Origin of the sequence: Boseongicola sp. (genome assembly GCA_014075275.1) — a bacterium.
Lineage (GTDB): Bacteria > Pseudomonadota > Alphaproteobacteria > Rhodobacterales > Rhodobacteraceae.
In genome coordinates this window covers 464,165-478,579 of the sequence record CP046179.1, presented here as the reverse complement: position 1 = coordinate 478,579, position 14,415 = coordinate 464,165, and the positions used below count along the sequence as shown (strand labels likewise).

12 protein-coding genes are annotated in these 14,415 nt (G+C 57.1%); 5 read left to right on the top strand and 7 right to left on the bottom strand.

The features are described from left to right. The first annotated feature begins 577 nt into the window (after positions 1-577). Both GKR98_02435 and GKR98_02430 read left to right on the top strand, forming a co-directional pair. Entirely contained in the window at positions 578-889 is a 312-nt protein-coding gene (locus GKR98_02435; GenBank protein ID QMU57161.1) for a DUF4387 family protein, read from the top strand. Then, positions 889-1,797 carry a hypothetical protein gene (locus GKR98_02430; GenBank protein QMU57160.1) on the top strand — a complete coding sequence of 303 codons (909 nt, stop codon included), beginning with the start codon at positions 889-891 and terminating at the stop codon, positions 1,795-1,797. The genes GKR98_02435 and GKR98_02430 overlap by 1 nt, the downstream gene beginning before the upstream one ends. 186 nt (positions 1,798-1,983) lie before the next feature. Here GKR98_02430 and GKR98_02425 read toward each other — a convergent pair whose 3' ends face one another. The 5 genes from GKR98_02425 to GKR98_02405 form a co-directional block, all read right to left on the bottom strand. Continuing rightward, on the bottom strand, positions 1,984-4,416 hold the full coding sequence (locus GKR98_02425) for an FAD-dependent oxidoreductase (protein ID QMU57159.1): 2,433 nt from the start codon (positions 4,414-4,416) through the stop codon (positions 1,984-1,986). A gap of 12 nt (positions 4,417-4,428) precedes the next feature. After that, on the bottom strand, positions 4,429-5,304 hold the full coding sequence (locus GKR98_02420) for a homocysteine S-methyltransferase (GenBank protein QMU57158.1): 876 nt from the start codon (positions 5,302-5,304) through the stop codon (positions 4,429-4,431). Next, on the bottom strand, positions 5,301-5,768 hold the full coding sequence (locus tag GKR98_02415; protein QMU57157.1) for a pyridoxamine 5'-phosphate oxidase family protein: 468 nt from the start codon (positions 5,766-5,768) through the stop codon (positions 5,301-5,303). The genes GKR98_02420 and GKR98_02415 overlap by 4 nt, the downstream gene beginning before the upstream one ends. A gap of 112 nt (positions 5,769-5,880) precedes the next feature. Then, positions 5,881-8,325 carry an FAD-dependent oxidoreductase gene (locus GKR98_02410; protein QMU57156.1) on the bottom strand — a complete coding sequence of 815 codons (2,445 nt, stop codon included), beginning with the start codon at positions 8,323-8,325 and terminating at the stop codon, positions 5,881-5,883. 24 nt (positions 8,326-8,349) lie between these two features. Continuing rightward, on the bottom strand, positions 8,350-8,916 hold the full coding sequence (locus tag GKR98_02405; protein QMU57155.1) for a cupin domain-containing protein: 567 nt from the start codon (positions 8,914-8,916) through the stop codon (positions 8,350-8,352). Positions 8,917-9,112: 196 nt separating this feature from the next. Here GKR98_02405 and GKR98_02400 point away from each other — a divergent pair, with 196 nt between their 5' ends. Then, positions 9,113-10,393 (top strand): DUF3422 family protein, encoded by a 1,281-nt coding sequence (locus GKR98_02400; GenBank protein ID QMU57154.1) that lies wholly within the window; start codon positions 9,113-9,115, stop codon positions 10,391-10,393. Between the two features lie 74 nt (positions 10,394-10,467). After that, positions 10,468-11,625 (top strand): acetylornithine deacetylase, encoded by a 1,158-nt coding sequence (argE, locus tag GKR98_02395; protein QMU57153.1) that lies wholly within the window; start codon positions 10,468-10,470, stop codon positions 11,623-11,625. A 95-nt stretch (positions 11,626-11,720) separates the two neighbouring features. Here argE and GKR98_02390 read toward each other — a convergent pair whose 3' ends face one another. After that, entirely contained in the window at positions 11,721-11,954 is a 234-nt protein-coding gene (locus tag GKR98_02390; GenBank protein ID QMU57152.1) for a DUF2842 domain-containing protein, read from the bottom strand. Positions 11,955-11,975: 21 nt separating this feature from the next. Beyond that, positions 11,976-13,268: an adenylosuccinate synthase gene (locus GKR98_02385; GenBank protein ID QMU57151.1), complete on the bottom strand. Its 1,293-nt coding sequence runs from the start codon at positions 13,266-13,268 to the stop codon at positions 11,976-11,978. A 176-nt stretch (positions 13,269-13,444) separates the two neighbouring features. On the opposite strand from GKR98_02385, the gene glpX reads away from it, so the two are divergent. Then, entirely contained in the window at positions 13,445-14,404 is a 960-nt protein-coding gene (gene glpX, locus GKR98_02380; protein ID QMU57150.1) for a class II fructose-bisphosphatase, read from the top strand. The last annotated feature ends 11 nt before the right edge of the window (positions 14,405-14,415 follow it).

The following is a 14,415-nucleotide window of genomic DNA, read 5'->3' as shown; positions in this document are numbered from 1 at the left end:
TCAGAATTTTTCCGACACCCGAGTATCCCGGGTTGCTATCAGATAGCTGAGGCCAGACGCGCGCGCATCATAGGTGCCGACCTTGCCGCAGAAACGGTCAAGTTGATCGCGCGGAATGTCGATAAGTTCTTCGCGCGATGTCGGATAATCATCGACTTCGAATGCGGATAAGGGCAGCAGGTTTTGGGCCTAAGAGATTACCAGGTCGAATGTCTCGTCCTCTTCAGGCACGGCCAAAATTCTACAGCGTGCTGAAGGGAGGGTCGGTGATTTCACGCAGGGATTACGTTTGAATGGTCAGAAAGCCCCTTTGGATGCCATAGAAACGGGCCGGATAGACCGTAGCGATCGCCGCCCTGAGTTGGTCTGGGCAAATATGTCGGAACTGCCCGCAGAAATTACGAGTTGCCAAACCTCCGTCATTTGCGCCATCCGCTGACGCGCGAAAGAGACGTGTCGGCATTTGCCTTTTCATTGTCGCCGGTCGATATTGAACGCGGTGCGGTCCAAGCTATTTTCCTGAACCACGCCCTGCATTTGTCGGACCCGATGGATGCCCTTTTACTTGAGGTGCTGAATGCCTGATATTTGCGACATCGCGCAGAAAGCTCGTGCAAAAATTGCTGATCCCTTTTGGGAGACCGTCGATAACTTTTGCGAAGATGCCGAGGCAAATAAATGTAATTCAAGCGGTTTGGAGGCTTCGGTGCTAGATCGCGCCTTCGACACCACCCAGCAAACTTTGAACCGCGCTAACATCGCCTGTTTGAATGTCATCAAGCGGCCCATTCAGCGACCCGCCGTTCAGGGCACAAGTGCAGATTTTGACAGTCACGAGACGGTCTGGCCGCAGGTTGCGGTTGAACTGTCCGTATATAGGGCGCTGTGATGTCGGGAGTGTTTTCGACCTTGCCTGATGGGCGTGACGTTCACGCTGTTACGCTTCGATCAGAAGACCTTGAGGCAGATATTGTGACCTATGGGGCCCGGCTGAACGGGTTGCGCTTTCGCGGTTCTGCATCATTGGTGCCCACGCATGATCTGGACGCAATGCAAGGCAGTGAACGCTATGCGGGGGCAATCATCGGGCCGGTCATGAACCGAATTTCGGGCGCATCAGCACCCCTTGGAAACAACGTCCTGAACTTTCAACCGAACGAAGGGAAAAACCTTCTGCATTCGGGTGATACTGCGACTTTTGCCGAGATTTGGAACATCAAGGCGCAGACTGAGACGTCCGTGACCCTGATCTGCGACCTGCCCGATGGAGCATTTCCGGGCAACCGAACACTTACAGTGCAATATGCTCTGCAAGGTCCAGAGCTTAATGTCCGGATTTCGGCAACCAGCGACAAAGACACACTTATGGCGCCAGGATTTCATCCTTATTGGACGCTATCCGGGCAAGGTCGCGAAGGCCACGACGTGGTTGTTCACGCGGACCGCTATCTTCCAACCGGGCCTGATAGCATCCCAACAGGTGTGGTTTCGCACGTCGGCGACAGCCGTTTCGACCTGCGCCAAAAACGCAGCCCATCTTTCGACATCGATCATTGTTTTGATCTCGCTCCGGCCGGTGATGTTGCTTTGGCGGTCAGTCTTTCGTCGGGCAAACTGCAACTGGACATTTTGACCGACGCACCCGGAGTGCACCTTTATACCGGCGACCCTTCTGGCATCGCAGTCGAGCCTGAAATGTGGCCAGACGCCCCAAACCAGGTGAACTTCCCTTCCATTGCTCTGGCACCTGGTCACTCGTTCGAACAACGCATCGTCCACCGGTTCTCAGCAAAATAACAGGCCGCGCAGGCGCGCAGTTTGTCGCCGGTGAAACTGGCAGCGGCGGAGCCGCAGCGTCCATTCCCTGGCCCTCGGGGCCGTCTGCTCTGCGCCAGCCAATGGGACCTTATATCCTCGGTCAGCTTTCCGGGTGATTCAAAGAATGGTGTGCGGCGGGGCTTTTCGACCCGCCGCTCAATTTGATCAGGCGCGCATCCGTTCGGACTTTGGATCATACATTGGGCGTAGGGACGCATTGGCGGAGATCCGTTGCCCAGCGACTTCGATTTCCCAGCCTGCTGTTTCAGTGGCCAAATCCGCTGGCACATAGCCCATACCCACTGCGGCCCCCAAGGTATGGCCATAATTGCCGGATGAAAGGTAACCGACGAATGCGCCATCCTTCAGGATGGGTTCATTGTGAAACAACAACGGTCCGGGATTGGTCAGCAGGAATTGCATCATGCGAAGCTCAGGCCCGCTTTCTTTGCGCGCCAGAACGGAATCCCGGCCAATGAATTCGGGCTTGGACGTTTTCACCGCGAAACTCAGACCTGCATCGACCACGTTATCTTCGCAGGTGATGTCGTGTCCAAAGTGACGAAAGGCCTTTTCAATGCGCAGGGAGTCCATTGCGTGCAAGCCGACCAGTTTCGCGCCAAGGTCTGCGCCTGCTTCTGACAGGGTTTCGAACACATGGCCGCACATATCGGATGAGACATAAAGCTCCCAACCCAATTCGCCGACGTAGGACACGCGATGGGCACGGGCCAGTCCAAGGCCAACTTCGACCTCGCGGGCCAACCCGAAGGGGTGTGTTTCGTTGGACCAGTCGTCGGGGCTAACGCGGGTCATCAATTCACGCGCATTCGGACCCATCACGGCAATCACGCCCTCGCCCGCTGTAACATCCGTGATAACTACGCGTTCATCACCAGTGTGGCGTTGAAGCCAGGTTTGGTCGGCGAGGCGCGTGGCGGCCGGGGTAACGGCCAGATAGGCGGTCTCAGTCAAACGCGTGACCGTGACGTCAGCTTCGATGCCACCGCGTTTGTTCAGGAATTGGGTATAGACGATGCGGCCCGGAGCTACGGCGACATCGTTACCGCAAACCCGGTTCAGAAAGGTTTCTGCGTCGGGGCCTTCGACGCGGATTTTGCCGAAGGATGACATGTCATACATGCCAACATTTTCACGCACCGCGCGGTGTTCAGCGGCGGAGTTCTCGAACCAGTTCTGGCGTTTCCAACTGTATTCGTAGGCCGGGGTTTGACCTTCATTGGCAAACCAGTTTGCACGTTCCCAGCCAGCAATTTCGCCCATGACCGCATTGCGTTCCAGAAGATGGTTGTGCAACGGCGAGCGCCGGATGCCGCGGGCGGTGGTTTTCTGGCGATACGGGAAATGGTCGGCATAGAGCAGGCCAAGTGTTTCGACGGAGCGGTCGTAGAGATATTTTTTGTTGCCCTGAAACGGCTGCATCCGCGAGATGTCGACATCACCCAGATCAAAGGGTTTTTCGCCGGTGTCAATCCATTCTGCCAGCGCCATGCCCGCGCCACCAGCGGACTGTATACCGATAGAGTTAAAGCCCGCGGCAACCCAGATGTTGTCTGCGCCGGGGGCAAGACCAAGGTGGTAAGCGTCGTCGGGTGTGAAACTTTCGGGGCCGTTGAAGAACGTGTGAATTCCGGCTTCGGCCAGGATCGGCATGCGATCAACGGCCTTTTCCAGGATCGGTTCGAAGTGGTCGAAGTCTTCCGGCAGTTGGTCAAATTCGAAACTGTCGGGGATGCCATTCATACCCCAGGGTTTTGAGACTGGTTCGAACGCCCCAAGCAGGATTTTGCCCGCATCCTCTTTGTAATACGCACATTCATCCGGCACTCTTAGAACCGGCAATTGTGTCATGTCTTCAATGCCTTCGGTGACGATGTAGAAGTGTTCGCAGGCGTGCAGCGGGATGTTGACGCCTGCCATTTTGCCAACTTCACGCGACCACATGCCTGAGGCGATAACGACCGCCTCGCAAGCGGTGTGACCGACCTCGCCCTTCTCGGTTTCCCAATCGACACCGGTCACGCGTTTGCCAGAGCGGTGAATTTTGGTGACTTTCACACCTTCGATGGTTTTTGCGCCGCGTTGGCGGGCGCCTTTGGCCAATGCCAGCGCAATGTTTGCCGGATCGCCCTGCCCGTCTTTCGGCAACCAGACGCCTTGCAGGACGTCTTTGGTTTCCAGATATTCGTATTTGGCTTTGACCTCGGCCGGGCTGATCTCTTCGACTTCAACGCCGAAGACACGCGCCATCGAGGCCAGTCGCAGTATCTCTTCTTTGCGTTCTTCGGTCAGGGCAACCGTGATCGAACCGCAACGGCGCAAGCCTGTCGAGACGCCGGTTTCGGCTTCCAGATCGCCGTAGAGCTCTTGGGTATACTTCGCCAGTTTGGTCATGTTGGACGAATTGCGAAGCTGGGCGATCAGGCCAGCGGCGTGCCATGTGGTGCCGGACGTCAGGCGTTTGCGCTCCATCAATACGACGTCGCTCCAGCCGAGTTTCGCCAGGTGATAGGCGATTGAGCAGCCGATGACGCCGCCCCCGATGATGACCACGCGGGCGTTGGCAGGAACGGTCATGATAGGATCCCCTTAGACAATGGTGTGGCCTGCGGCGGTCAGCCGTCGGGCGATTTCGCGAATGTGTGCCGGGCCGGTTTCGCAGCAGCCGCCGACGATGGTGGCCCCGCTTTCGACCCATGCGAGAACGTGATCGGCGTAGATTTCAGGGCCGAGGTCGCGTTTGGGCAGGGCGTCGGTCGAGCTTCCCGGATTGAGATAGGCTTTGGTGATTTCCTTAAAGCCGTTGGCGTAGGCCCCGAAGGGTTTGCCCCAAGTGGCAAATATAGCCAGCGCGGCAGGCATGGCCTCGGGGGCCGAGCAGTTGGCAAGCCAGGCGTCGGGGTCCAAGTCTTTGAGCCCGTTCAGGTGTTCGCCTGAGCGCAGGCGGATGCCGTCTTCGTCGTCAAGCGTAACAGACAGCCAAACTGGCTGATCGGTTTCGCGCGCGCCATCGAGGCTTGCCCGCGCCTGTTCGACCGAGGCGACCGTCTCGCAGATCAGCAAATCTGTGCGCGAGGCGAGATGTTGGGCAACCTCGGCGTAAAGCTCTCGGGCCTCGCGGTAGGCAGGCAAGCCTTCCGCCTTGTAGGACCACGTCAGCGGGCCGATGGACCCGGCAATGCGGCCAATTGCGGGCTTGGCGGCATGTGCTTCCTCAAGCGCGCGTTGCATGAGCGTTGCAAGCTGCCCCTCTTGGGCTGTTCCTGTGAAGCGGTCATGGTGAAGCGCGTAGGTATTGGCGGTTGCGATGGTGGCACCCGCGTCGAAGTAGTCCCTATGAATGTCAGCGACCAGTCCCGGGTGATCGACCATAACTTGCGTGGCCCAGAGGCCGGTGGGCGCGTCGGGAACCCTTGCAAGAAGCTCCTGCCCCATGCCGCCGTCAAGAAGGGTGATATCGGTCATTTGGTGCTGGCCGGATAGAGTGCTGCGTATTTCGCGACATAGAGCGCAATCATTTCGTCTTCCGTGACGCCATCGTCGTAGGGTGGGGTCGTCAACGGAAGCGCACGGTCGATGTTGATCACAACCAGAGCATTGATGCGATCGGCTAGGTCGCCCCAGGTCTCGCGCCATTTGCCGATGAGCGTTTGGAACGGCTCCGACCCGATAGTGTGGACCGTCGCGTTTCCGCGAATGCGCACGCCTTTACGGCGGAATGTATCGACGAAGACGACTTCGGTCTTCGGGTTCTGATCGAGGTTCGCGCGCGTTCCGGGGGAACGGATGTCGCCATATGCAATCGTGGTGTCATCCAGCACGAGGAAGGTGCCTTTTGGGGAAGCGGCAGGGGTGCCGTCGGAGGTGACAGTTGCCACGACGCCTAACGGGAACTCAGCGATAATCCGGGCTGCTTCCTTGGTGATCATGTGCCTCTCCAGGCAGTGATTTCTGACACAGAAATCGGATTGGAAAATGACGCATTTTCCGGGGTGGGATTTTGCGTCAAAATCCATTGCAGAAATTGCGTCAATTTTTGCGTCACGCGCGGATCCTATCGTTGGCGGGATCCCAGATGGGTTGGTCTTCTTGCACCACTGCGCGACACCGCTCGCCGTAGATTTCAACCTCGATTTCAGTGCCCGGTGTTGCCAGATCGGCGCGGAGCATTCCCAGCGCGATGGAAGCGTTCACGCGGTAACCCCATGCGCCCGACGTGGTTTCACCGACCACTTGTCCGTCGTGCCAAAGCGTTGACATATAGGGCGCATCAGCAGCACCCGCGTCGACCGAAAGTGTAACAAATCGCTTAGAGACACCTTGCTGTTTTTCGTTCTGCAGCGCGGCCTTGCCGGGAAAGTCAGTCGGCTTATCGAGTTTGACAAAACGGTCGAGGCCGCCCTCTAACAGGCTGTAATCCGTGGACAAATCACCCTTCCAGGCGCGGTAGCCTTTTTCGATGCGAAGGCTGTTCAACGCCCACATCCCAAATGGCGTTGCGCCGCCGGAGGTGACCGCATCCCAAATTGCAGGCGCGTCTTCCATGAGGCTGTGGATTTCCCAGCCAAGTTCGCCTGCGAAGGAAACCCGCGCCAATGTGCAGGGTTTGCCTGCGATGGTGCCTTCGGTCTGAACGGTCAACCAGCCCTTGGACAGATCGAAGCCTTCTGTGATGGGACCGAGGATTTCGCGGGCTTTTGGGCCGGTGACAAGCAGGCATTCGCGTTCCCGCGTGTGGTCAGTCATCGTGACGCCATCAGGCAGGTTTTTTGCCAGATAGTCGCGGTCATGCCATTGCGCCACGGCGGCGGCAACGACATCGACGTCTTCGGGCGAATGCACAGCCACTGAGGTTTCCGTCAGGATGCGACCGCGAGTGTCTGCGAAATAGGCCAACCCGATGCGGCCCGGCGATGGCATCCGTGAGGCGCTGAGGCTATCGAGATAGTCCAGAGCGCCAGGGCCTGCCAGTTTTAGGCGGGAAAAGCCGGTAATTGCGATCACACCGCAACCGTCACGGACCGCTTCGCATTCTTCGCGCACGCGTTGCTCCCACGGGCCTGCGCGTTCCCAGGTTTTGGTGGCCTCGATGCTGATGTCGTCACCGTCCTTGGCAAACCAATTGGCGCGTTCCCAGCCGTTGTATGAGCCGAGCACAGCGCCCGCGTCTTCAAGACGACTGTGGATGGACGACAGTTTCTGATTGCGCCCTTCCGGCCATTCCATCCACGGAAAGTGCATGGCGTATTCGTGGCCGTAGGTCTCTTTTCCCTTAGCAATGCAATAGTCGTTGTCGGTGTAATCGGTGTAGCGGCGGGGATCGACGGCCCACATATCCCATTCGGTTTCGCCTTCGGTGATCCACTCGGCCAGCACTTTGCCAGCGCCGCCGGATTGGGCGATGCCAAAGGTGAACACGCAGGCCTCGAACGCGTTTGGAACGCCGGGCATGGGCCCGATCAACGGCAGGCCATCGGGTGCGTATGGGATCGGGCCGTTGATGACACGGGACACGCCCGAGGTGCCCAGAAGTGGGACGCGGGCCATGGCGTCTTCGATGTAGTATTCGAGCCGGTCCAGGTCATCGGGATAAAGCTGGAAGCTGAAATCTTCGGGCATTGGATCTTCGGGCGTGACCCAATGCGCCTTACAGTTCATCTCGTAAGGTCCTAGATTAAAACCGTTTTTTTCTTGCCTTAGGTAATAAGACACATCGACATCACGCAGCAGCGGCAGTTTTTTACCGGTCTCTTTCGAGAAAGCTTCGATCTCGGGGACTTCTTCGGACAACATATACTGGTGACTCATCACCATCATCGGAACGGTGCGGCCACCGTAAGGTTTGAACCATTCGCCGACGCGCTGGGCATAGTATCCGGCGGCATTCACCACGTATTCGCAACGGATTTCGCCCTTTTCCGTTTCGACCACCCATTCGCCGTTTTCGCGGCGCACACCAGTGGCCGGGGTGAAGCGTAAGATCTTCGCGCCCATGTCGCGCGCGCCCTTGGCCAATGCTTGGGTCAATTGGGCCGGATCAATGTCGCCATCAGTCGGATCATAAAGCGAGCCGACCAGATCATGGGTTTCCAGGAAGGGATAACGCGCCTGCGTTTCAGCCGGGTCAATGATGTCGATACCCTGATAGCGGCCCATGCCAGCGGCGCGTTCAAATTCCTGCATCCGCTCTTTCGAATGAGCAAGACGAAGCGAACCTGTGACGTGGTAATTCATCGGATAGTCGACCTCTTCGGCGAGGCCCCGATAAAGCTCGGTTGAGTAGCGCTGCATGTTCATGATCGACCACGAAGTCGAAAAGGTCGGGACGTTCCCGGCGGCGTGCCATGTGGATCCCGCCGTCAGCTCGTTCTTTTCGAGGATGACGCAATCGGTCCAGCCCGCCTTGGCCAGGTGATATAGCGCCGAGGCCCCTACCGCGCCGCCGCCGATGATGACAACACGCGCTGTCGTTGGGAAATCAGACATGAGGTTTCTCCCTTGTTCGCCGGATCAGTAGACCGGCGGTGCGATCACCCAGATCGCAACACATGGTTCATTTGTTCTGTTCGCCCAGCGCAAAGGCTCGCCGCGCACGCGGAAGCTGTCGCCGGGGTTTAAAGCGTGCGTTTTACCGTCGATGGTAACTTCAAGGTGGCCCGAAATGATCACGCCAAGTTCCTGCGTCGGGCGGGTGATCGGATCGCTTCTTTCAGCACCGGGCGCAAAGGTGGAATGCACAACCTCGAAATCGTCGGTGAGGTCAGGAGAAAGCAGCTCTTCCAGCAGCCCCTCGGCCTTTTTTCCGATCGGACGCCGTGCATTCTTGCGCACAACAATTCCCTCTTCCCCAGCAGGAGCCGGGGCACGGCCAAAGAACGTCGAGACCGAAACGTTCAGGACGGCAGCAAGGGTTTTGATCTCTTCCATTGTTGGTTCGGACATGTCCCGTTCGACCTGGCTGAGCCAACCCACCGACCTTTCCACGGCAGCGGCGACATCCATCAAGGTTTTGCCGCGCGACTTGCGCAGAGCGCGAAGGTCGCGGCCTAGGCTGTTGGGTGGGGCAACGTAAGTCACTGGCACTCCGACCGATGTGAAATTTTCTATCTATTTTTCACGATACTTGCGTGAAAAAGTCAATCAAAATTTCACAGACCCGAAGACGTAGAATTTGTATACTATGGTGGACATTTAAGTTGCTGATTTAGAACAATTAAATTGTTTACAATCTCGTCGAATTGCGTAGGTTCCGCCTGAGCTGCCGAGTCGCCTGATGCAAAATATTGCGGACCATACATTGCGAAAACAACTGGTGAACGAGCTTCATGCCCGTCCATTCCCGGTTATTGACGCCCCCAGCAGTGCAGCGTTTCTGGCGATCAAGCCCGAAATGGACGCTGCTGCGCGCGATCGCACCGCCGACGTCGCTCATTTGACTGAACTTTTGGACCACTATGGGGCACCACATCCCAAACCTGATGCGACACATTACTTTGGGGCAATCGGCAAGCATTTTGTCAAATGGGAAAGCCATACCGAATTTGTGACCTACACGATCTTCGGCAGCGGCGTGAATGACATTCCTTTTGGCGGCACGACATTCGATACATTTCCGAAAGAATGGCTGGAGAAAGCCCCGGGAGTGCGCATGGTGTCGATCTTGATGCGTGTCGAGCTTGAAACTGATTGTGACTCTATCGCTGCCAAACTTGAAGATTGGTTTGTTCCTGAAAGCCTCGCGGCAAGTTATGTCCTGGACCAAAGCGCTGTTGTCGCAAGTGATTTCCGACTGGATGCCGCCGGCCACTCGCGTTTTGCTGTGTTTGTTCGCCCCGGCACGGGCAATCGGCGTATTGGAAGGATTGTCCAGCGCTTATGCGAGATTGAGACCTACAAAACCATGTCGATGCTCGGGCATGCCCGTTGCGGTCAACTGGAGCGCAACATGGGTGCCATTGACGGGCGATTGAATGAACTGATGGTGGACATGAGCCAGGACGAGGCCGAGCCTGAAGAAACACTAAAGGCTCTTTTAAAGGTCTCGACCCGACTGGAAAGCCTGCTGGCCAACTCACAATTCCGGTTTGGGGCCACGGGCGCCTACGGCGCTTTGGTCAATCAGCGGATTGATATTCTTCATGAGGAACGTTTTGGCGAAAAACAGACCTTTTCAGAATTCATGATGCGCCGGTTTGACCCGGCCATGCGCACAGTCAAGTCGACCCAAAACCGCCTGCACGCCCTCGCTGACAGGGCCACTCGCGCCGGGGAACTCTTGCGCACGAGTGTCGATGTCGAGCGATCTGCCCAAAACCAGCGCCTTTTGGAAAGTATGGATCACCGCGCTGACGTTCAGTTGCGGTTGCAGCGCACAGTCGAGGGGCTGTCGGTGGTTGCAATCAGCTACTATGCCGTGAACCTTTTGATCTATGTGTTTTACCCTGCTGCAACGGCTTTTGGGATGAGCAAAGGCTGGCTGGGTGCTGCGTTGACACCGTTGGTTGCCGGAGCAGTTTATCTGGTGGTACGGCGCATTCGATTGAAATCTCACTAGGAACCAGACGGGCCGTTTGACAGGCCTTCCCCTGGTGCCCTAGCGTGCAGACGATTATGACAATCGGACCGAAAATGCCCCTGTCTTCCCGGCAAATCCTAGAAAAACTTGTTTCTTTTAAAACCGTTAGCCGCGATTCAAACCTGGAGCTGGTTGATTGGGTTCAGGGTTATCTCGAAGACCAGGGTATCAAGTCACATCGTCTGCCCAGCGACGATGGCACAAAATCTGCATTATTTGCCCAGGTCGGGCCAGATGAATTGGGCGGCATTGTCCTTTCCGGGCACACGGATGTGGTGCCGGTGGACGGTCAGTCGTGGAGCAACGATCCTTGGACGCTGACAGAACGCGATGGCAAACTGCACGGCCGCGGCGCTTGTGATATGAAGGGGTTCGACGCTCTGGCGATAGAGGCATTGGTTCGCGCGAAAGAGGCACCCCTGCAGCGCCCGCTTCAAATCGCCTTGAGTTATGATGAAGAAATCGGATGCGCGATCGCCGCTCCCTTAGTTCAGGCAATGGCAAAGGTTCTGCCCAAGGCCGCCATCGCCATCGTTGGCGAACCTTCGATGATGAAAGTAGTCACTGGCCACAAAGGCAACGATGGATACCGGGTCCATGTCAAAGGATACGAAATGCATTCATCCCTGATGCATCGGGGTGTCAATGCAATCATGGAAGGCGCACGTCTGATCGATTGGGCCAATCGCACCAATGCCAGACTTGGTTCACTTGACCCAAACCCTGTTGCCGCCGCATTCGAGCCGCCCTGGACGACCGTTCATGTCGGCACCATTTCAGGCGGCACAGCTGCAAACATCACAGCCAAGGATTGTCGCTTCAGTCTGGATTTTCGTTTTGTGCCCAGCGACGACCCCGACGCATTGAAGGCCGAGTTCATCGAAGAAGTCGCGGCCATCCAGTCCGAGATGCAAAACGTGCACACAGACACCGGCATCGAAGTCGTCCCGCATTTCGGTGTCCCGGCCCTGAAACCTGAGACCAATGGCGCAGCGGAAGAACTGACCCGGAAACTGACGGGCGACAACGGCACCCATGTTGTCAGCTATGCCACTGAGGCCGGGCATTTCCAGAATGCGGGATATTCGACCGTCGTTTGTGGACCCGGCAATATCGCCCAGGCGCATCAGCCGGACGAATTCATCACATTGCAGCAGCTTGCGGCTTGCGAAGACTTCCTGAAACGGGTCGTGCATCACCTTTGTCAGTGACTTTCTGACTTCTTCTGTCCCAAAATACTTCGGGGTCTGGGGCAGCGCCCCAGCCAAAAATGTCGTGCGCCCGAAGGGCGCTCCGCCAGATTACTCTAGTTATCGTCTTTTGACTGCGCATCCGGGTCGGGCTTGCCGATCCCAAGAAATATGGGCTTCAAAGGCAATATCCAGGCCACGCCCAAAACCACATAAAGGATAAATTCCAACCATATAGGCGGGCGATCCAACATGTTCACGATGCTAATGGCCACAACCACATAGATTGGCAGACCAATCAACAAGATCACCAGCGACCAGCGGCGACGGGCTTTCCAGGATAATGCCATGGCCTTGCTCCCTTTCAGCGATCAATCCGCAAAGGGATCGGTTACCAGAATAGTATCTTCGCGCTCGGGCGACGTCGACACCATTGCCACGGGGCAATTGATCAGTTCCTCGATGCGGCGCACATATTTGACGGCCTCGCCGGGCAGGTCGGCCCAACTCCGTGCACCAGCAGTGCTTTCGGACCAACCCTTCATCGTCTCATAGATCGGCTTTACCCGGGCCTGCTTATCGGCGGCAGTCGGCAGATAGTCCAGGCGTTCGCCGTCCAGATCATAGGCAACGCAGATTTTCAGTTCGTCAAAACCGTCCAACACATCCAGCTTTGTCAGCGAGATGCCGTTGACCCCGGATGTCGCGCAGGTCTGTCGAACCAGAACGGCATCAAACCATCCGCAACGACGTTTGCGCCCTGTTGTTGTTCCAAACTCGTGTCCGCGCTCGCCCAGGCGTTGGCCATCATCGTCGAAAAGTTCGGTCGGAAACGGCCCCTCGCCAACGCGGGTGGTGTAGGCTTTGACGATACCGAGAACGAAGTCGATTGCGCCCGGCCCGATGCCAGTGCCGGTGGCTGCCTGACCGGAGATTACATTCGAAGACGTCACGAATGGATAGGTTCCAAAATCAACGTCCAAAAGAACGCCCTGCGCACCTTCGAACAGAATACGCTGCCCGGCGCGGCGACGTTCATTCAAAATTTTCCAGACAGGTGCGGCGTAGGGCAATATTTGCGGCGCAATTTCTTTCAGGGCGGCAATCAGGCCATCGCGATCAATGGCTTCCAGACCCAGCCCGCGGCGCAGTGCGTCGTGGTGCACCAACAACCGGCCGACGCGCGTTTCCAGAGTAGCTTCGTCTGCCAGGTCAGCGACGCGCACAACACGCCGACCAACTTTGTCTTCGTAAGCGGGACCAATTCCGCGTCCCGTCGTGCCGATGCGCGCGACTGAATTCTGTGATTCCCTGGCACGATCCAATTCACCATGAAGCGGCAGGATCAGGGGTGTATTCTCGGCGATCATCAGGGTCTCGGGCGATATTTCAACGCCCTGGGCACGGATGGTCTCGATCTCTTTAATCAGATGCCAGGGGTCCAGGACCACACCATTGCCGATGACCGAAAGTTTGCCCCCACGGACAACCCCCGACGGCAAAGCGTGAAGCTTGTAGACCTCACCGTCGATAACCAGAGTATGCCCGGCGTTGTGTCCGCCCTGAAAGCGCGCAATCACGTCTGCGCGTTCGCTCAACCAATCCACGATCTTGCCTTTGCCTTCGTCGCCCCATTGCGCGCCGACAACCACCACATTCGCCATACTGAGAGTTCCCTCGGAAAGTGCTCCGAAAGCCCGTATAACGCTCCAGCCCGGCCCGCGAAACAACAAAAGCCGTCCCTGCGTCACACTGTGCCCGCTAACATGCCCCAAGTGCCCTTGCCCCATTGCACCCTGCCCGATAGGACGGGTTAAAACGCCCCCAAAGGAGTTGCCAAATGGCTGACGCCCCCGAATTTCACGACAGAATGCTTTCTCTTGGTCTTGCCCGGGTTTCCGAGGCTGCCGCCCTTGCTTCCGCAAAGATGATTGGGCGCGGCGATGAAAAGGCCGCGGATCAGGCCGCAGTGGATGCGATGCGCACCCAGTTGAACAGCCTCGATATCAAGGGAGTTGTTGTCATCGGGGAAGGCGAGCGGGATGAGGCGCCTATGCTATACATTGGCGAGGAAGTCGGTTCCGGTTCTGGACCTGAAGTGGATATTGCTTTGGATCCGCTGGAAGGCACGACGCTAACCGCCAAAGATATGCCTAACGCATTGGCGGTCATTGCCATGGGTCCACGTGGCACCATGCTGCACGCGCCGGATACCTACATGGATAAGCTGGCAATTGGGCCGGGCTACCGTCGTGGCGTAGTTACCATGGACATGTCACCGGCCGAGCGTGTTTCGGCATTGGCTGCTGCCAAAGGGTGTTCAACCGAAGACATCACTGTTTGCGTTTTGGAGCGCCCGCGCCACGAAGATATGATTGCAGAGATCCGCACTACCGGCGCTGCAATACGTCTGATTACCGATGGAGATGTCGCCGGAGTAATCCACTGTGCCGAGCCATCGACAGGGATCGACATGTATATGGGATCAGGCGGTGCCCCTGAAGGTGTTCTGGCTGCCGCTGCATTGAAATGCATGGGGGGACAGATGTTCGGCAAACTTGTGTTCCGAAATGACGACGAAAAAGCGCGAGCGCGCAAAGCCGGCATCTCAAATATGGACCGGGTCTATACCCGCGACGACATGGTGACCGGCGATGTTATTTTCGCCGCAACCGGGGTGACAGACGGGTCCATCTTGCCCGGCATCAAGCGTGAACCCGGCATTTTAACGGCGGAGACCATCTTGATGCGGTCCAAGACCGGATCGGTGCGTCGGATGAACTACCGACATCCGATCTGAGGCTGAACGCC

Excerpts from the sequence above, each read along its gene's own strand:
- GKR98_02435 (QMU57161.1), top strand. The coding sequence starts at position 578 with ATGCCTGATATTTGCGACATCGCGCAGAAAGCTCGTGCAAAAATTGCT.
- GKR98_02430 (QMU57160.1), top strand. The coding sequence starts at position 889 with ATGTCGGGAGTGTTTTCGACCTTGCCTGATGGGCGTGACGTTCACGCT.
- GKR98_02425 (QMU57159.1), bottom strand. The coding sequence starts at position 4,416 with ATGACCGTTCCTGCCAACGCCCGCGTGGTCATCATCGGGGGCGGCGTC.
- GKR98_02420 (QMU57158.1), bottom strand. The coding sequence starts at position 5,304 with ATGACCGATATCACCCTTCTTGACGGCGGCATGGGGCAGGAGCTTCTT.
- GKR98_02415 (QMU57157.1), bottom strand. The coding sequence starts at position 5,768 with ATGATCACCAAGGAAGCAGCCCGGATTATCGCTGAGTTCCCGTTAGGC.
- GKR98_02410 (QMU57156.1), bottom strand. The coding sequence starts at position 8,325 with ATGTCTGATTTCCCAACGACAGCGCGTGTTGTCATCATCGGCGGCGGC.
- GKR98_02400 (QMU57154.1), top strand. The coding sequence starts at position 9,113 with ATGCAAAATATTGCGGACCATACATTGCGAAAACAACTGGTGAACGAG.
- argE (QMU57153.1), top strand. The coding sequence starts at position 10,468 with ATGCCCCTGTCTTCCCGGCAAATCCTAGAAAAACTTGTTTCTTTTAAA.
- GKR98_02390 (QMU57152.1), bottom strand. The coding sequence starts at position 11,954 with ATGGCATTATCCTGGAAAGCCCGTCGCCGCTGGTCGCTGGTGATCTTG.
- GKR98_02385 (QMU57151.1), bottom strand. The coding sequence starts at position 13,268 with ATGGCGAATGTGGTGGTTGTCGGCGCGCAATGGGGCGACGAAGGCAAA.
- glpX (QMU57150.1), top strand. The coding sequence starts at position 13,445 with ATGGCTGACGCCCCCGAATTTCACGACAGAATGCTTTCTCTTGGTCTT.